The 16,715-nt window shown below is 53.1% G+C and carries 15 protein-coding genes and 1 pseudogene; 3 read left to right on the forward strand and 13 right to left on the reverse strand.

Going from position 1 to position 16,715, the window contains the following annotated elements; translation table 11 throughout:
- Positions 1 to 69 precede the first annotated feature (69 nt).
- The 8 genes and pseudogenes from VRZ32_RS00560 to VRZ32_RS00595 all read right to left on the reverse strand — a co-directional run bounded on the left by VRZ32_RS00560 (position 70) and on the right by VRZ32_RS00595 (position 6,919).
- Positions 70 to 792, reverse strand: coding sequence for an arginyltransferase (locus VRZ32_RS00560; RefSeq protein WP_414523497.1), 723 nt, complete (start codon positions 790 to 792; stop codon positions 70 to 72).
- Positions 793 to 947: 155 nt separating this feature from the next.
- Complete coding sequence (locus VRZ32_RS00565; RefSeq protein ID WP_414523498.1) at positions 948 to 1,394, reverse strand: RDD family protein; 447 nt, start codon at positions 1,392 to 1,394, stop codon at positions 948 to 950.
- A 997-nt stretch (positions 1,395 to 2,391) separates the two neighbouring features.
- Positions 2,392 to 2,662, reverse strand: a pseudogene (locus VRZ32_RS00570) (MerR family transcriptional regulator); the annotation flags it as partial.
- 144 nt (positions 2,663 to 2,806) lie between these two features.
- On the reverse strand, positions 2,807 to 3,118 hold the full coding sequence (locus VRZ32_RS00575) for an integration host factor subunit alpha (RefSeq protein ID WP_414523499.1): 312 nt from the start codon (positions 3,116 to 3,118) through the stop codon (positions 2,807 to 2,809).
- A 319-nt stretch (positions 3,119 to 3,437) separates the two neighbouring features.
- On the reverse strand, positions 3,438 to 4,421 hold the full coding sequence (locus VRZ32_RS00580) for a beta-ketoacyl-ACP synthase III (protein ID WP_414523500.1): 984 nt from the start codon (positions 4,419 to 4,421) through the stop codon (positions 3,438 to 3,440).
- A gap of 102 nt (positions 4,422 to 4,523) precedes the next feature.
- Entirely contained in the window at positions 4,524 to 5,564 is a 1,041-nt protein-coding gene (plsX, locus tag VRZ32_RS00585) for a phosphate acyltransferase PlsX (RefSeq protein WP_414523501.1), read from the reverse strand.
- Positions 5,565 to 5,679: 115 nt separating this feature from the next.
- Complete coding sequence (locus tag VRZ32_RS00590) at positions 5,680 to 6,222, reverse strand: DUF177 domain-containing protein (RefSeq protein ID WP_414523502.1); 543 nt, start codon at positions 6,220 to 6,222, stop codon at positions 5,680 to 5,682.
- A 124-nt stretch (positions 6,223 to 6,346) separates the two neighbouring features.
- Positions 6,347 to 6,919: a ubiquinol-cytochrome C chaperone family protein gene (locus tag VRZ32_RS00595; protein WP_414523503.1), complete on the reverse strand. Its 573-nt coding sequence runs from the start codon at positions 6,917 to 6,919 to the stop codon at positions 6,347 to 6,349.
- Between the two features lie 195 nt (positions 6,920 to 7,114).
- Here VRZ32_RS00595 and VRZ32_RS00600 point away from each other — a divergent pair, with 195 nt between their 5' ends.
- Positions 7,115 to 7,534, forward strand: a complete 420-nt coding sequence (locus tag VRZ32_RS00600; RefSeq protein ID WP_414524993.1) for an outer membrane protein assembly factor BamE — start codon at positions 7,115 to 7,117, stop codon at positions 7,532 to 7,534.
- A gap of 230 nt (positions 7,535 to 7,764) precedes the next feature.
- Here VRZ32_RS00600 and VRZ32_RS00605 read toward each other — a convergent pair whose 3' ends face one another.
- Genes VRZ32_RS00605 through tal form a run of 4 tightly spaced genes read right to left on the reverse strand, consistent with a single transcriptional unit; the run spans position 7,765 to position 12,297 of the window.
- A complete protein-coding gene (locus tag VRZ32_RS00605; protein WP_414523504.1) occupies positions 7,765 to 8,634 on the reverse strand; it encodes a DMT family transporter in 870 nt (289 codons plus the stop codon).
- On the reverse strand, positions 8,631 to 10,037 hold the full coding sequence (argH, locus tag VRZ32_RS00610) for an argininosuccinate lyase (RefSeq protein WP_414523505.1): 1,407 nt from the start codon (positions 10,035 to 10,037) through the stop codon (positions 8,631 to 8,633). The genes VRZ32_RS00605 and argH overlap by 4 nt, the downstream gene beginning before the upstream one ends.
- Positions 10,037 to 11,329 (reverse strand): nicotinate phosphoribosyltransferase, encoded by a 1,293-nt coding sequence (gene pncB / locus VRZ32_RS00615; RefSeq protein WP_414523506.1) that lies wholly within the window; start codon positions 11,327 to 11,329, stop codon positions 10,037 to 10,039. The genes argH and pncB overlap by 1 nt, the downstream gene beginning before the upstream one ends.
- Before the next feature lie 11 nt (positions 11,330 to 11,340).
- Positions 11,341 to 12,297: a transaldolase gene (tal, locus tag VRZ32_RS00620; protein ID WP_414523507.1), complete on the reverse strand. Its 957-nt coding sequence runs from the start codon at positions 12,295 to 12,297 to the stop codon at positions 11,341 to 11,343.
- A 376-nt stretch (positions 12,298 to 12,673) separates the two neighbouring features.
- Between tal and VRZ32_RS00625 the strand changes: the two genes are divergently transcribed.
- Together VRZ32_RS00625 and VRZ32_RS00630 are read left to right on the forward strand one after the other, a co-directional pair.
- Positions 12,674 to 13,738, forward strand: a complete 1,065-nt coding sequence (locus VRZ32_RS00625) for a CDP-glycerol glycerophosphotransferase family protein (RefSeq protein WP_414523508.1) — start codon at positions 12,674 to 12,676, stop codon at positions 13,736 to 13,738.
- A 134-nt stretch (positions 13,739 to 13,872) separates the two neighbouring features.
- Complete coding sequence (locus VRZ32_RS00630) at positions 13,873 to 15,246, forward strand: peptide ABC transporter permease (protein WP_414523509.1); 1,374 nt, start codon at positions 13,873 to 13,875, stop codon at positions 15,244 to 15,246.
- Between the two features lie 136 nt (positions 15,247 to 15,382).
- Here VRZ32_RS00630 and VRZ32_RS00635 read toward each other — a convergent pair whose 3' ends face one another.
- Positions 15,383 to 16,708, reverse strand: a complete 1,326-nt coding sequence (locus VRZ32_RS00635; protein ID WP_414523510.1) for a hemolysin family protein — start codon at positions 16,706 to 16,708, stop codon at positions 15,383 to 15,385.
- Positions 16,709 to 16,715: the final 7 nt, after the last annotated feature.

Genomic DNA, 16,715 nt, shown 5'->3' on the forward strand with positions numbered 1-16,715 from the left:
CTATTGATGCAAGGGGAACCGATTGAAGATTGCGTAAAGCAGAAGCGAAAACAGCAAACGATGCCGTGATCACGCATGATCAACGCGAACCCACCCTTCAGGCATCAGCCGCTCTTGTGGCAGGAAGCGGCCCTTATAACCCATGCGGCGCGAACCATCGACCCAATAGCCCAGATATACAAACGGCAAACCAAGCATTTGCGCACGATCTATGTGATCAAGAATCAGGAAGGTGCCGAGACTGCGGTGGGGTAGGTCAGGGTTATAAAAGGAATAAACCATTGAAAGGCCGTCGCTCAGTACATCAGTCAGCACTGCAGCCATGAGCTCACCGCTGTGCGTGCGGTATTCAATAAGGCGGGTGGTAACGTGGGTATCCTCAACCATCACTGAATAATCGAGCATACTCATATCCACCATGCCGCCATCAGCATGGCGCGCATCGAGATAGCTACGAAATAACCCATATTGCTCAGATGTTGCCTGCGGCAGCAACATGGTGCCATCAAGATCTGCGTTGTGATTGATGATCCGTCGAAAACCGCGTGATGCACGAAAATCACGGGCTACAACCCGGACGGAAACACAAGCGCGACAATTTTCACATGCAGGCCGATAGGCAATGGTTTGAGAGCGACGAAACCCACCTTGTGAGAGAACGTCATTAATCTCTTCCGCGCGCCGGCCAACGAGATGTGTAAACACCTTCCGCTCCTGAAACCCTGGAAGATAGGGGCAAGGAGTAGGAGAGGTTAAGAAAAACTGCGGTGTGTTGCGTGGTTGCGTTGTCACAGCGAATGATCACCATCATCAATTCCTGAATAGGTAAAATTCAGGAAAAATCAAGTGTTTGCAAGATGATAGTATATTTCTAGCTTGCCGTCAAAGAATTGTATTTACAGGCGGTGTCTTGCCGATCCACTAGCATAACACGTCAAGTAAGCAACTCAAGCGCGGGCAATGGTGAGCCCTGTCAGTAGATCATGAAGCATACGTCGGTCTGAACGCACAAGACCTGTCAAAATATCCAGTACGAAGAGGATGAAGGTGCTCACAGCAATGTAAAAGAAGATCGCGTGAACGGCAGCAATAAGCCAGTCTACCCGCGTGCCTTCTGGTCCAACGACGCGAAGACCTAGCCAGCGCATGCCAACCGTCGCCTGGGCATCCCCACCAACCGTGATTGCGCTGTAGAGCACACCTGTACCGGCTAACAGCGGAAAGAGCATCCAGGCAAGGCCAAATGTCACAACGCCCAAGAATGCTATGATGGAGCCAAGAACAGCAGTAAGAACGAAAATAATAACAACATCAATGAGATATGCAAACAAACGTCCCGCCAATACGCCGCGGGTGTCAACTGTAATAGGGCGTGTTACTGGGACTTCGCTCATGGATACCTCTTGCTTGCGCGCACACTCCGCTGTCTCACTTTTGAAAGCAAAGCATCAACGAAGCGACAATGACCGTTGTTCCCGAATAAAGAAAAATGCAAACACTGGAAATGCAATCTCCCTTTAACATATGATAGGGCATTGAAATGAGAGGGATTGTTCAATCCGCAACTGATTTCAATGTCGCTATATTGCACGCAAAGGGCATCTTGCGCAATGTCAGGGCAGCGAGCGTTGCGATTGCCGGCATGCAATGATGTCAGGTCGCTTCAGGATTATAGAAATACAAAACGCTTAGCTATTTAGTCCATCTGCCGGTTAAGCGTGCTGCCTAGCAGGCGCCTGCATTCGCGTAATTCTTCAAGCACCGATTGCAAATTCTCACGTGTGCCTGTTGTGAGCCGATATTGCGGCTGGATTATATGATCGGTAGCATCGGACTGAGCCGTGCCTGATTGTTCAACGAGGCGGTGCGCGCGACCAGATGCTGAACCCGCCGAAAGTGGGCCAGGCGCATAATGGCTTATCCCGGAAGCAACATGTACATCTGTCAACGCTGACGATATCTCGGCGGTTGCATTCGCTGTTGGATCGTGCTGCTGGATATCTGCTGCCGCATCGTGATGAATGGCAAAACCGTCGCGCGGGTGGAGGGGAGCGCTGGCCGGTGTTAGGGCAGCATAAGCGGCGGCGACGGTGGCTACCCGCGCATCAACCGATGAACCCAGTGGCGGACTGGGTGGGGGCTGATAACCTTGTGACGACGGGCGATGCGATGGCTTGTTGACGTTTCGATTGTCCTTGAAATCGCGGGGAAGCAGTGCATCTGGAATGCTCGAAGCTTCCACCCCGGTGTCATCCAGTTTAAGCTCAAGCAAGCGGTTATCAAGCGCCTGCTTACTATCGATGTCATATGAAGGGGCCGCAATATATTGCGGACGGATGTTATCAAGCGCGCTGGCTACTGCATGAACGCTTGCGCTGCTGGTATCCGCAGGCGCAAGAACCAGCCCCTGAACGTGGGCAACGCCTTGTTCTTTCAAGATGCGTTGAACGCCGCGAATTGTGTAGCCCGCGCCGTATAATAAATGCCGAATGCCTGCCAATAGCGAGACATCATCCGGGCGATAAAAACGTCTGCCCCCGCCGCGTTTTATGGGCTTAATCTGCGTAAATCGCGTTTCCCAGAAACGTAGAACGTGCTGAGGAATATTCAGTTCTTCCGCAACTTCGCTAATGGTGCGAAAGGCGTCTGGTCCCTTGCTCACCTGTCACTCCTTTCCGCAACATGCCGAACCGGAAGCCAAGCGCTTCAATGCTCGCTCCGCACTACAGTAATGTGCTGCTTGGATGTTGCGTGAATCCGTCATGACACGCGAAACTGTTACCAAACTGTTGTCGTTCGTTCTTGATCAGTCTTCCGTGCCTGGCTCTTCGCCATTAATGCGAGCGCGTAACACGTTTGAGGGGCGGAAAATCATCACGCGACGTGGCTCGATTGGCACCTCAACACCGGTTTTCGGGTTACGGCCAATACGTTGCCCTTTATCACGTATGAGGAAGGAGCCGAATGACGACAGCTTCACTGTTTCGCCACGGGCGAGGGTATCAGAAACTTCGGTGAGCACAGATTCAACCAGTGCTGCCGATTCCGTGCGTGAAAGGCCGATCTTCTGATAGACGACCTCGCATAAGTCTGCTCGTGTTACTGTCCGTCCTGCCATCGTTTCTTTCCGCGCGTTAACCGCACGCTCCCAGAGCTACAGGCCATTTGCCTGCATCTGCCTATAATTATTGCCATGTTCGCCGAGCCCGCCAGCGGGGAAGCGTTCATTGCGTTAATCATAACAGTTCACACCAACTTGGCATCGAACGCCCAAATTTGCGTTTTTGCCGTTTGATGTTGCCATCAACTGTTATGCTTAACGCTATTCACATCGCTTGCGCGGGTCAATGGCGTAAATTCAATGATTTGCATGACGTGAATCATGCGATGAGTCCAAATGACATAAATTCACGGCGGCTTTAAGACCAAGCCTATCCCTACCAACGGATAATAGCGCTGCCCCAGGTGAAGCCACCACCCAAAGATTCAATCAGCACCAGGTCGCCTTTTTTAATGCGCCCGTCACTAACGGCCTCGCACAAAGCAAGCGGGATTGAGGCCGCGGAGGTGTTGCCGTGTCGCTCAACAGTTACAACGACCTTTTCAGGGGCAAAACCAAGCTTTTGGGCGCTGGCATCAATAATCCGGCGGTTTGCCTGATGAGGCACCAACCAGTCAATGTCAGCAGCCGTTAGGCCGAGGGCGCTGAGGGCATCTTCGATGACGTCTGTAATCATACCAACAGCAAAACGGAACACTTCACGGCCTTCCATTCGCAAATGGCCAACAGTGCGTGTGGAACCTGGGCCGCCATCTACGAAAAGCTTGGAGCGATGCTGACCATCCGAGCGCAGATGTGAGGTCAGAACGCCGCGATCTTTGAGCGATTGCGTTCCTGTCTGCGCCTCCAGTATAACCGCGCCGGCACCATCTCCAAACAGCACGCAGGTGCCACGGTCTTCCCAATCGAGAAGCCTTGAAAATGTTTCTGCGCCGATCACCAGTGCACGCTTGTGCGACCCTGAAGTGAGGAACTTGTCAGCTGTCGTGAGTGCAAACACAAAGCCTGAGCATACTGCCTGCAGATCAAATGCAACACCTTGCTTGATGCCCAATGCATGCTGAATTTGCGTTGCCGTTGCAGGAAAGGTGTAATCGGGGGTGGAAGTAGCGCAGATAACAAGATCAATGTCGTCTGCTGTCAGCCCCGCATTGTCGAGCGCTGCTTGCGCAGCCTTTGCGCCGAGTTGCGATGTTGTTTCGCCCTCCGCCGCAATGTGGCGTTCACGTATGCCGGTGCGTTGCGCAATCCATTCATCTGACGTGTCGACCATGCGAGACAACTCGTCATTCGTTAGAATGCGTTCCGGTAGATAGGCCCCACAGCCGCGCACGACTGATCTCAGGTTGGCGAGATGCAACGATGGACTCCCGACTTTGGAGGCGCGGCGTTTCGCCTGCCCGGTTATAGAGCGGTTTTGAGTTTCATTGAAGCACTCAAAATGCTCTCGTTTCTTCAATCTCTATAATGCCTCAGCCGTAAGTGGCTCTGGCTGGGTCAGTGTATCACGTATCCGATCGATCAGACCAAAACGAGACATGTCATAAGCAAGTTCAACTGCCGCAGCAAACCCATAGGCATCTGTGCCGCCATGGCTCTTGATAACAATGCCATTAAGGCCCAGAAAAATTCCACCATTTGAGCGGCGTGGATCAAGCTTTTCACGAAGTGCTTTGAACGCACCACGTGCAAAGAGATATCCTATCCGCGCCATGAATGAGCGCTCAATCGCGGCGCGCAGATAAGTTGCAACCTGTCGTGCAGTACCTTCAGCGGCCTTCAGTGCAATATTGCCCGCAAAGCCTTCTGTCACAACAACATCAACCGTGCCTTTGCCCAGATCATCGCCTTCAACAAAACCGTGATAGGTGTATTGCTGCGAAGTGCTTTCACGCAGCATGCGCCCAGCTTCCTTCACGGCTTCATTGCCCTTGATTTCTTCTACGCCGACATTCAACAGCCCAACAGTCGGGCGCTCGATGTCGAATACGGCGCGTGCCAATGCGGTCCCCATCAGCGCAAGATTGACGAGCTGATGCGCATCGGCACCAATCGTTGCGCCGATATCCAGCACAATGCTCTCGCCCCTTAGCGTTGGCCAGATGCCTGCAATTGCCGGGCGGTCAATCGGCGCCATGGTTTTCAGGCAGAACATCGCCATTGCCATCAGCGCGCCGGTATTGCCCGCTGAAACAGCAACGTGAGCATCGCCGGTTTTCACAGCATCAATGGCCTGCCACATGGAGGATTTATAACGGCCCGCGCGCAGCGCCTGGCTGGGCTTGTCGTCCATCCTCACAAATACATCGCTATGGCGGATCTCTGATGCAGCCTTAAGAGCAGGATGCTTGGCGAGCAAAGGTGCTATCACCTTCTCGTCACCATGCAGCAAAAATCGTATGTCCGGGCGGCGCTCCAGCGCGATTGCCGCGCCGGGCACAACAACCGAAGCACCGAAATCGCCGCCCATGGCGTCAAGCGCAATCGTTATCGGTGCAGCCATGGTAAACGTATAAAACTCCAATACGACTGTCTGCAATTATTGCAGCGGTCTGAACACACTCCTGAAGTGTACAGATACGTGTGCCGAGGCGCTCGTACCTGTCAATTGCAGGAGGTTATTCCTTATTGCCCTGCGTCGTTTGCTTCAAGCCCGTTAACACTGCAAAAGGCGATTCTGGCGCTTCAAAACCCTCATCATACGAAAATTTTACACCCGGTTTACGAGGGTAAGGGTCCAGACCAAGCGCCAGGAACTCCGCCGTGAGGGCTCCGAGGTCGATTTTACCATCTATCAGCTCGTCGGGGGCATCCAGTTCTGATTCGAGATCTACTGACTCGCCGAATTCAGCCCGAATGCTCTCTATATCTGCGAAGACAACCTCGACTTCCTCAAAGATGGAATCATCGAACTGCTCCAGTGATACAGTGCAAGTCTGCTCAATCGCTGCCCGGACCTCGCCACGGATTTTTACGCGGGAATCATTGCCGGAGAGGTGAAAGACGCCTGTCAGCTGATGAATCGCTGGTATATCAAGAAATTTAGCCAACGCTTCGCGTTCCTGGGAGGTCGTCTCCACCTTCACATCGTTGCCTTCAGGCTTTAAGTCAGCCACGTCGAAGATGTGCTGCAGGGGAAAATTTTCGGTGCCCGTCATCATGGACCTCCTTTAGATATAATCGCATGAGCGAAGTGAGATGCCCGCAAGCGGCAGGCCTTAGGTGATCAATTAATGCATAATCATACAAAACGGTATCGATTTATCGACAGAACCATGCAGTAATTTAGAGCGTCGTGGTGCTCCCCACACTTTCCTGGCCAGTATATGGCGTTGTTATGGGCGAATCCGGGAGCAACGCTGCTTCAGACAGAATATCATCCAGAGAGCAGTTGGCTACCTTTGCATCAACTTGGCGTACATGTTGTGTGAAGGCTGCCAGATTTTGTGCGTCTCTGCCGACATTACGAGCTAACACTTCTTGCAGTGCACTGTCGTCTGCAGCATTGAGAGCGTTATCAAAAAGCTGCGCGCGACCATAGAAAGTCTTGGCAAAAATCTTCATTTTCTTGGGCACTGAAATATCGCCAATGCCGATTTCACGCAGGCTGCGGTCGACTTCGCGGAACAGGATATCAACAAGATCCTGCGAAACGCTATCAGCCGGAGAAGGTAATGTGCGTAATCGACGCATCAACAGGATTGCGTGGAGTGTGAGCGAATCAAAACGGCCTTCAAGCGTGTCTGGCACAGCGAAGTCGGTATAGAGGAAAGGCGCCCGCGAGGCGGCGAGGATGCGTGCATAAAGCGCTTCAACAGCATCCGTATTGCGTTTGCGGCCTATTAATCCGAATAACATCTTTCCCCACTAAATTGTGTGTCGCCTTGCAAATCCACAAGACGCGGGTTACGGCATATGCGAGGTTTTATGCAAGCGCACACTTTGCGCATTAGCTTAGGAGACCATCGGGTGAGCATTTCTTCGGCCAAAAGCTTTACATCGAGACGCGCTGCATCAGCAATACGCGTGTCTGCGGCAGTTTTGCTTACAGGCATGCTTGGCCTTGGGCTTGCATCCTGCGGCAGCAGCGAGACGATCTCGCGCGGCTACGTGATCAAGGAGGATGCGTTAAGCCGCATTACGCCCGGTACGAGCGTTGAGCAGGTTTTAACCATTCTGGGCACGCCTTCCACTGTCTCGACAGTCGGTAACAAGACTTTCTACTACATTAGCCAAAAGCTGCAGCGCACCGTGCAGTTTATCGAGCCACGCATCGTCGATCAGCGCGTGGTGGCGGTGTATTTCAACCAGTCCTTCAAGGTGGAGCGCGTAGCTCACTACGGCCTGCAGGATGGTGTGGTGTTTGACTTCATTAGCCGCACAACACCTACAAGCGGTGCTGAGCAGAGCTTCCTGACCCAGCTGTTCCGTGGTGGCGGTACAACGTTTGCGCCAGGTATGGGCGGCCTTTGAGCCGATATCTTTGACAGTTGAGCATTTATAAAAAGCGCTGTGCGACTGGATTCATCGCATAGCGCTTTTTCTTTATCTTATCGCCTCAAACAGAAAGAGCATCTGCGCTTCTGGAATGATGTGGTGCGAAAATAAAAGATGAAAGCATTTGGAGAGACTCTGCTACGTCAAGCCACCTGACGGGAATAGCCCCGCTCTTTGTGTCTTTCCTTGCATATCATGGTCCAAGCCTAAGGCCGGTTAGCGATTGCAACTCCGGCAGCTGATAATGCCATACCCACAAGCTGAATTGGTGCAAGTGTTTCGCCAAACAGGAAAAAGGCCATCAGCGCTGATACAGGCGGCACCAGATAGAGCAATGTCGCAACCCCTGCCACGGCCCCCTGCTTGATCAGATAGAGCAGCAGCGTAATTGCGCCGACCGATAACCCCAGCACTGCCCAGATGAGGCCGATCCACATCTCAATCGTGCCATCGAGGTGCATGTTCTCCGTCAGCAGTGCTAAGGGCAGCAGCACTGCGACGCCGCCAATGAACTGAACTGCCGCATTAGTGCGCAAATCAGATTTTGAAGCCGTACGCTTTTGCCAGATGGTACCAAACGTCATTGCCACCATGCCACCCAATGCAACAAGCGTTGCCGCCAGGGGCAGGGAGGATGTTGTTTGTCCAAGATTGGGGAACAACACTAGCAGCGCACCGGAAAAGCCTAGCACGATGCCAAGCCAGCGCTGGCCGGATACCCGTTCCCCCAGGAGCGGTACGGATAGGATGCCGGTTAGCAGCGGCTGCAAGCCCATGACAAGCGCAATGATGCCCGCAGGCAAACCATGCTTTGCCGACCAGAAAGTTGCGCCGAGATAGCAGCCTTGCATCAACACGCCGGCGATGAGCGCATCGAACCAATGGCGTGGCGTTGCAGGCCATTTCGCGCCGACTGCAAATGCAATGGCCGTAAAGACAACCACCGCAAGGGCACAGCGAAGCGCGAGAAACGTCATAGGATCGGCATGTGGCGCGACTAATCGCGCCACTACGAAGCCCGTTGCCCAGATAACGACGAAAAGCGCCGGAATGGTACGCGCTAAGGCTGGGTTCATAGACGGTCTTTCCACCATGAAACTTGCAGCGCGACCTGATCAGGGGCCGTGCCGCCAAAACTTTTGCGTGAACGCACGGAGTTCTGAACGCCTAGAACTGCATAGATGTCAGATGTAATGCCAGCTTCAACTGCCTGGAAAACATCAAGTGGCAATTCTTCCAGCCCCACGCCGCGCTGCTCAGCCTCAGCAACAAGCCTACCTGTTACATGATGAGCGTCACGGAACGGCATGTTGAGGCTTCGCACCAGCCAATCTGCCAGATCGGTTGCGGTTGAGAAGCCCGCGCCCGCCGCACCTGCCATGCGCTCGGCGACTGGCTGCAAGTCCTCCACCATGCCTGTGGTGGCAGCAAGTACCAGTTCGAGGGTGTCAGCGGCGTCAAACAGTTGCTCTTTGTCTTCCTGCATGTCCTTGGAGTAGGTCAGTGGCAGGCCCTTCATGACAGTGAGCAACGCGACGAGAGCGCCGTAAACGCGGCCTGTCTTGCCGCGCACGAGTTCGGCTGCGTCAGGATTCTTCTTCTGCGGCATGATGCTGGAGCCTGTCGTCCAGCGGTCGGAAAGACGCACGAAGCCGAACTGTGCGGTCATCCAGAGCACGATTTCCTCAGCAAATCGTGACAGATGCAGGGCGCAAATCGAGGCTGATGACAGATATTCCAGAATGAAATCCCGGTCTGACACAGAATCAAGCGAGTTGCGCGTTGGCCCTTCAAATCCGAGCGCCTTGGCCGTTGCGTGTCTATCAATCGGGAAGGAGGTGCCGGCAAGGGCTGCTGCGCCAAGGGGGCATTCGTTGAGACGATTGCGCGAATCCCGGAAGCGGCTGCGATCACGCCCCAACATCTCGACATAGGCCAGGAGATGATGGCCGAAAGTCACGGGCTGTGCGCTTTGCAAATGTGTGAAGCCAGGCATCACCGTGTCGGTGTTTTTTTCTGCCTGTGCAATGAGCGCAGTCATCAGGCCGGTGATCTGGGCAATTGCGCGGTCATGCGCTTCACGCACCCAAAGGCGAACATCGGTAGCAACCTGATCATTACGGCTGCGGGCAGTGTGGAGACGTCCTGCCATGGGGCCGGCAATGTCCTTCAGACGTGCTTCGACATTCATATGAATGTCTTCCAGCGCCGTCTTGAACTCGAATGTGCCAGTGTTGATCTCTGCCTGCACCTTGGCAAGGCCCGCGTGGATTGCGTCGCGGTCATCCTGACCAATAATGCCTTGCGCCGCCAGCATATCGCTGTGCGCCAGGGAGCCACGAATATCCTGATCCGCCAGGCGCTTGTCGAAGCTGATGGATGCGTTGATGGCTTCCATGAGAGCGGCGGGCGATGTAGCAAAGCGGCCGCCCCACATTGCGTTGGAAGCCTGCTCGTTTTTTTTCTGATCTTTCGACATTACACCACCACTTCACGCACGTTTTGCTCACCCACATCAAAAACCCGTTTATAGCGTTCAATCTCTTCAGGTGGCCCGAGGGCCTTGGCGGGGTTATCTGACAACTTCACCGTTGGGGTATCGTTCGCCGAGACCACTTTGCAGACGATTGAGAACGGATCGAGCAATGCGTCATGCGCGAAGCCGCGAAAATCGTTGGTCAGCATCGTTCCCCAACCGAATGCAAACCGCACCCGACCCGTGAAATGCGCATGAATTTTCTTGATAGCCGGTACATCAAGGCCATCCGAGAACACAATCAGCTTGTCACGTGGGTCGGCCCCGCGTGATTTCCACCATGCGATTGCTTCTTCACCGCCGACAATGGGGTCTTTTGAATCCACGCGGATGCCGGTCCATTTCGATAGCCATGGTGGTGCATTCTTCAGGAAGCCGGTTGTGCCATAGGTATCGGGCAAGATGACCAGGAGATTGCCGTCATAATCTTCCTGCCAATCGCTTAGCACGTGATAGGGAGCTTGCATCAGCTCCTTATCATCGGGCGCGAGAGCCGCATAAACCATTGGTAATTCATGCGCATTGGTGCCTACAGCCTCCATCTCGCGGCGCAGCGAGATCAGGCAGTTTGAGGTGCCTGAAAAGGCGTTTCCAAGCCCTTCCTGCATGGCCTGCACGCACCAATCCTGCCACAGAAAGCTATGCCTTCTGCGGGTGCCGAAATCAGCGATCTGCAGGTTAGGAAGCATTTTCAGCTCTTCAACCTTTTCCCACAAACGCGCCATCGAGCGGGCATAGAGCACTTGCAGCTCAAAGCGGCCCATATGTTTGAGGGCCGCGCGTGAGCGTAGTTCTGTCAGAATTGCAAGAGCGGGAATTTCCCAGAAAGTGGTTTCCAGCCATGGCCCCTCGAAGGTCAGTTCGTACTGGCCGTCTTTCTCTTCAAGGGTATAGTCTGGCAGCCGGAATTTTTCGAGCCAGGCGATAAATTCCGGCTCGAACATTTGCCGGCGGCCATAGAACATATTGCCGCGCAGCCACGTGGATTCACCACGCGTGAGCGACAATGTGCGCACATGATCGAGCTGCTCGCGGAGTTCCTCCACGTCAATTAGATCCGCTAACCGTACATGTTTTGAGCGGTTGATGATGGAAAAGGTGACCTTCGCATCGCGCTGGCGACGAAAGATCATCTGCGCCATCAATAGCTTGTAGAAATCCGTATCGAGCAGAGAGCGCACGATCGGATCGATCTTCCAGCTATGATTATAGACCCTGGTGGCGATGTCGATCATGCGCTTTCACCTTATGATAGTTGCTCGCCGATCATTGCACGCAAGCTGCGCAGATCCTTGACGAAAGCACGGATGCCTTCCGACAGCTTCTCAGTTGCCATTGCATCTTCATTCATTGCGAAGCGGAAAGCCGCTTCATTAAGATGCAGACGGTCGGGCGCATCAGCGATAGCATCTGGCGACAGCGCGCGCGGCAAGGTGCCTTCAGCTGCGGCCAATTCATCAATGAGGGCTGGCGAGATCGTCAGCCGGTCGCAGCCTGCAAGTGCTTCGATTTCCGCACTATTGCGGAACGATGCGCCCATGACGACGGTCTTGATGCCGTGACGCTTGTAATAAGCATAGATTGCGCGCACGGAGACAACACCAGGATCTGTTTCGCCGGTGTAAGGGCCGCCGCCGTTCTTGGCGTGCCAGTCAAGAATGCGGCCGACAAACGGGGAGATCAGAAACACGCCTGCATCAGCACAAGCTGCGGCCTGGGCGAGCGAGAACAGCAGTGTGAGGTTGGTGTCGATGCCTTCACGCTGTAGAATTTCTGCTGCGCGAATACCTTCCCATGTTGCTGCGATTTTGATCAGGATGCGATCACGCCCAATGCCGCGTTCTGCATAATCGCTGATGAAGGCGCGTGCCTTGGCAACGGTTGCCTCGGTATCGAACGACAGATCCGCATCAACTTCTGTTGATACGCGGCCGGGAACGGCTTTTGCAAGCTCGGTGCCAAAGCTGACGGCAAGGCGGTCAGACACACGTGAAATCACCTCATCACGAGCGCCGTCAAGCTTGCGCCCCCATGAAAGGGCCTCATCAACGATTGCCGCATAGGCGCCGGATTGCACGGCTTTAAGCAGAAGGGTTGGGTTTGTGGTGCAGTCCTGCGGTTTAAGACGACGCACGGTCTCGATATCACCCGTATCGGCAACGACAACGGTGACAGCTTTCAGTTGATCGAGTTTCGAGGTCATCATTATCCCCTTAAGAATCCACAATGGGCCACTTGGGGCCATTCGTTAACATCAATTTCTTGAAAGCACCCGCTTCGCTGGCACATCCTTAATCAGATTACGGATGTATCATCAGTGAAAGATGCTATGCGTATTTGCGTCATACCAGCGTTGTCGCAGATGTCTAGCTTTGACCTCAATGTTCATCAGTTCGCATTTTTCCACCCCGTGCAATAATGAACTTTCTCTCATTGTGCTTATCATCAAATTCGAGCATTTAGAGCATGCCCGCAGAAAGTGTCGGCTATAAATGTCCAGACATGCAGCTTGTTCGATGAATTGGGAGAGATGCAGTGCGTGCTGACTGTCCTGCATTTTCCAGAATGAGGATACTGGTTTGAATATTGTCTTTATCATTAATGACCCATATGCAAATAATATTGAAACGCTTTATGCAGAGCTTAGCGCTGAGCCTGAAAATATCATTACAGTTGTGGTGTGTGATCGTGTCGGTCATAGCTTTTCTCCTGCAGTTCCTGCTTTGGAAATTGCAGCAGTCTTAGCTGATAAGGGTATTCCTCACATTATTTACTGTGCTGATTTTGATATAGAAGCGCTTAAGCCGGATTATATTTTTACTTCTAATCCTTATGATATTTATATCGATGATAAACTCAGCTCTGATAAACTCTCTGCTATTGGTCGTCTCATTCATGTTTCCTATGGTGCAGCGCTGATCCACTGGAGTGGCGATTATCGAGTGCTGGCTGAGAATCCATACCTTGAGCGTGCTTCCATGGTTTTTACGGAATCTGCGCAGCTTTATCGCGACCGCATTAACTTCATTCCAGTGGGCTACCTAAAGCTTGATAGTTACGCCTATTATGGGCGTCAGTTTACCAGATTTGATCGCAAGGCTATAGCATGGAAGCCTCGCTGGACGGGTGCTGATCGGGTGAATTTTATTTCATACGCACAGTCTCTATTCGATGTCGTTAAGAAAAATAATCTTATTTTGAACTTAATTGCCCATCCGCTTCTTTTTGTTTCATTGAGTCAAGAAGAGGGCATGGAAGAGGGGATCAATCTACTTAATCTCATGAAAAATGATGAGTGCGTGCGCTTTGTTTTAGGGGCTGACTTTCTGGATGATGTTCTCGGATCGGATATTTTGGTGAGTGATATTTCATCAACAATGGCTGAGTTTATGTTTACAGAAAAGCCGGTAATTTTCACTGGAGGTATGGCAGATCTGAATAAAGTTGGGGAAGCGGTAATGAGTGCGTGCTATAAAATAAGTGATGGTGATGCACTAAAAAAGAAGATTGAAAGCTTACTGGAAGGTAAGGATCCGCTTATGTCCAATCGCCGTGGGGTGTATAATTGGTTGTTTGATGGTCATGAAAAAGTTTCTGTCGCTACCAGAATTAAAAATATTCTCAAGGATGGGCTTGGCGATTAATTTATCGTTATTCTCTTGAAAATACCTCATCTTTTCGAGTGTTGCATTACTTCTACAGCTTTCTCAATTGGCCCACGCTAGGGTAGGGCAAGAGGTGCGCATTGGGCGCGCCTGTTTTGGAAGCGTATTCGTGCATGGTGACGCGCCCTCACTCCCCCCCGCTTGATCCTGCTGCTGATGCTGCTGCGTTGCTGCGCCGTATGGGATTTGGGATTCTCGTTGTGTTGCTGCCGCTGGCTGCCTTCTTCTCACGCCGGGCGACAGTGGTTTTGGCGCCAGTGGGAGTGTCGCTGTTGGCGCTCTCAAGTGTTATTGAAGCACCGCCGCGTGGCGTGTTCCGATTTCTGGGTGAGCTGTTCAAAAGCCCTGCTGGTGTTGCAGGTATTCTGTTGCTGTTATGGTCAGCGCTATCGGTGATGTGGTCGCCGGATCGTGGTGAAGCAGGCGATAAACTCTTTGATATGATACAAGCAGGGGCTGTTGCTCTTATCGGTGTGACAGCGCTGCCCGAACGGGTGCGGGCATCCAACCTTTATTTGACAGGCATTGGTGTGGCTGCTTCGGCATTGCTGGCGCTGGCTTTAATGGCAACGCGCTCACGGGATATGCTGTTAAATGAGACGGCGGTTTTCGAACGTGGCATGACTGGACTGGCAGTCATATTCTGGCCGGCCGTTGCATGGCTGGAGTCCCGCAGGCGTCGAGGGTTGTCGGTTGCATTGGGGCTGGTCACGGCATTAACATTGGGTGTTTCGCAGCTATGGCTACCGTTGGGTGGTTTTGCTGTCGGAGTTGTGATCTATGCGCTGACTTTTTGGCGGCCAGTACTTGGCAACCGTATTGTCGCATGGGGCATCGCTGGAGGGCTTATCGCAGCGCCTGCACTTGTGATGGTGTTGTCGCCATTGATGCAACTGCTGTTTGCAGAAGGTAATCCCTTGCGCGATGGAGCGATGGCCTGGCAATCATTGATTCTGACAGTGCCGGGCAGCTTTGTTATCGGGCATGGTCTTGATACGGTGTTGCCTGCGCGTCTTTCCGGTGCTGTGCCGGTGCAGGTGCCAAATGGTTTTCCGTTCGAGATATGGTTCGAGTTGGGAGCCATCGGCGCGGGCCTTGCAGCGGTGGTATTGTATTTTATCGTGCGCGGGTTGGGCGACAGAGCATCAGGTCCTGCAGGATCAGCATTGCTTGTGCCTGGAATGACGGCTGCTGTTGCGTGTGCTTGTATGCTGTCTTGCCTTGGTGCCGGTGTGGCATTCCCATGGTGGATAATCACTTTGGCGGTGGTTGTTATTACTTTTTCTGCGATCACACGCGGCCAGTTCCGCACGCACCGCCCGAAGGCGCGCTGGCCTTTGCCTGTTGCAGCAGAAAAGCTGGGCCTTCATACGGGCGCGAAGATGGCGGAAAATCCTACTCATAAGGATATGGCCACAAATCTTACCCGTGCGGTGGCTTCAGCCCGCGCATTAACAGGCGCGGGATTTCCCGCTAAGGGAGGGTAAGCGCGGGGCGTGCTGACAGGATCAGAGCTGCGCTCTATTGCATCAGACCAAACGGTGGATGCCACTTTTGGGATAAATCTGACGCATAAACAAATGATTAGAGAAAAATGCCGACTCAACTTGAGTGCAAACTTCTCTAATCGTCATTGATGCGGGCAACCAGCAGCTTATCTACGCGGCGACCGTCCATATCGATAACTTCAAAATGCCAGTTCTGCCAATCCACTGTATCGCCGACACTGGGAATATGACCCAGTTCATGCAGCACGAAGCCTGCGATGGTGTGAAAATCCCCACCTTGTGGCAGATCGCGCAAGCCCAGGCGGTCGAATGCATCATGCGCGGGCATCATCCCATCTATCAGGAGTGAGCCGTCTGCACGCTCTACGACTGATGGTTCGTCATCGTCTGTGCCCGGTAATTCACCAGCCATGGCTTCGAGAAGGTCTGTCTGTGTAACGATCCCCTCCACGCCGCCATATTCATCGACGATAACGGCCAGGCGCACTGGCTGCTGTTTGAAGTGGTCGAGCACCCGCAGAAATGGCGTGGCTTCATGCACCACCAGCGGTTCCCGTGCGAGATGAGCGACATCGATGGGCAGGTTGTCAAGGGCGCTATCGAGCAGGTCTTCTTTCAGCACGATGCCCAGAACTTCATCGAGTTCACCACGGCTGACGAGCATTTGAGCATGTCGGCTTTCACGGATGGTTTTCAGAATCTCAGCCGGAGGGTCGTCAGCATCCACCCATTCGACATCAAGCCGCGGCGTCATAAAATCGCCAATGCGTCTATTGCTGAGGTTGATAACACGTTCCACCACCTCAAGCTGCGCCTGATGCAGCACGCCCGCTCGCTGGCTGGCGGCCATGAGCAGTTTCAACTCTTCCGGCGAGTAGGTGGAGCCGGCATCTTCGCTGGCATGAAGGCCTGCAAGTTTCAGTACCTGATTGCCCAAGCCATTCAGCACGAAAATAGCTGGGCGGAAGATGAACTGGAAAATGCCAAGGGGACGGACGATGACCAGTGCTGTTGCTTCGCTGCGTTGCAGGGCAAGGCTTTTAGGCGCAAGCTCTCCTAATACGATGTGCAGCGCCGTGATGATGGTGAAAGCTATGGCGACTGCAATTGTATGAGAGCCGATAGTAGCAAGATTCCCCGGAAGACCCGCAATGAGCGGTTCGATGAGATGCGCAAGCGCCGGCTCTCCTATCCAGCCTAGCGCCAGTGATGAAATGGTAATGCCAAGCTGTGTTGCGGCCAGATTGCCGTCGAGGTAATCAATCGCCTTTTGCAGCGCGGTGGCATTCCGATGCTTGTCCGCGACGAGTTCAGCTACGCGGCTGCGTCGAACGGCCACGAGAGAGAATTCGGCTGCGACAAAAAATCCGTTAGCAAGCACCAAAAATACAACTGCTGCCAATCTGATGACATCAGTCCAGCCAACTTCAACGCCCGCCATGATCTCC

Source organism: Pseudochelatococcus sp. G4_1912 (assembly GCF_047501465.1).
Classification (GTDB): domain Bacteria; phylum Pseudomonadota; class Alphaproteobacteria; order Rhizobiales; family Beijerinckiaceae; genus Pseudochelatococcus.

What these genes read in the sequence shown, in the direction of transcription:
- VRZ32_RS00595 (WP_414523503.1), bottom strand. Translation starts at nt 6,919, where the DNA reads ATGTTATTCGGATTAATAGGCCGCAAACGCAATACGGATGCTGTTGAA.
- tal (WP_414523507.1), bottom strand. Translation starts at nt 12,297, where the DNA reads ATGACCTCGAAACTCGATCAACTGAAAGCTGTCACCGTTGTCGTTGCC.
- plsX (WP_414523501.1), bottom strand. Translation starts at nt 5,564, where the DNA reads ATGGCTGCACCGATAACGATTGCGCTTGACGCCATGGGCGGCGATTTC.
- VRZ32_RS00575 (WP_414523499.1), bottom strand. Translation starts at nt 3,118, where the DNA reads ATGGCAGGACGGACAGTAACACGAGCAGACTTATGCGAGGTCGTCTAT.
- argH (WP_414523505.1), bottom strand. Translation starts at nt 10,037, where the DNA reads ATGTCGAAAGATCAGAAAAAAAACGAGCAGGCTTCCAACGCAATGTGG.
- VRZ32_RS00565 (WP_414523498.1), bottom strand. Translation starts at nt 1,394, where the DNA reads ATGAGCGAAGTCCCAGTAACACGCCCTATTACAGTTGACACCCGCGGC.
- VRZ32_RS00635 (WP_414523510.1), bottom strand. Translation starts at nt 16,708, where the DNA reads ATGGCGGGCGTTGAAGTTGGCTGGACTGATGTCATCAGATTGGCAGCA.
- VRZ32_RS00605 (WP_414523504.1), bottom strand. Translation starts at nt 8,634, where the DNA reads ATGAACCCAGCCTTAGCGCGTACCATTCCGGCGCTTTTCGTCGTTATC.
- VRZ32_RS00600 (WP_414524993.1), top strand. Translation starts at nt 7,115, where the DNA reads ATGCTTGGCCTTGGGCTTGCATCCTGCGGCAGCAGCGAGACGATCTCG.
- pncB (WP_414523506.1), bottom strand. Translation starts at nt 11,329, where the DNA reads ATGATCGACATCGCCACCAGGGTCTATAATCATAGCTGGAAGATCGAT.
- VRZ32_RS00590 (WP_414523502.1), bottom strand. Translation starts at nt 6,222, where the DNA reads ATGATGACGGGCACCGAAAATTTTCCCCTGCAGCACATCTTCGACGTG.
- VRZ32_RS00630 (WP_414523509.1), top strand. Translation starts at nt 13,873, where the DNA reads ATGGTGACGCGCCCTCACTCCCCCCCGCTTGATCCTGCTGCTGATGCT.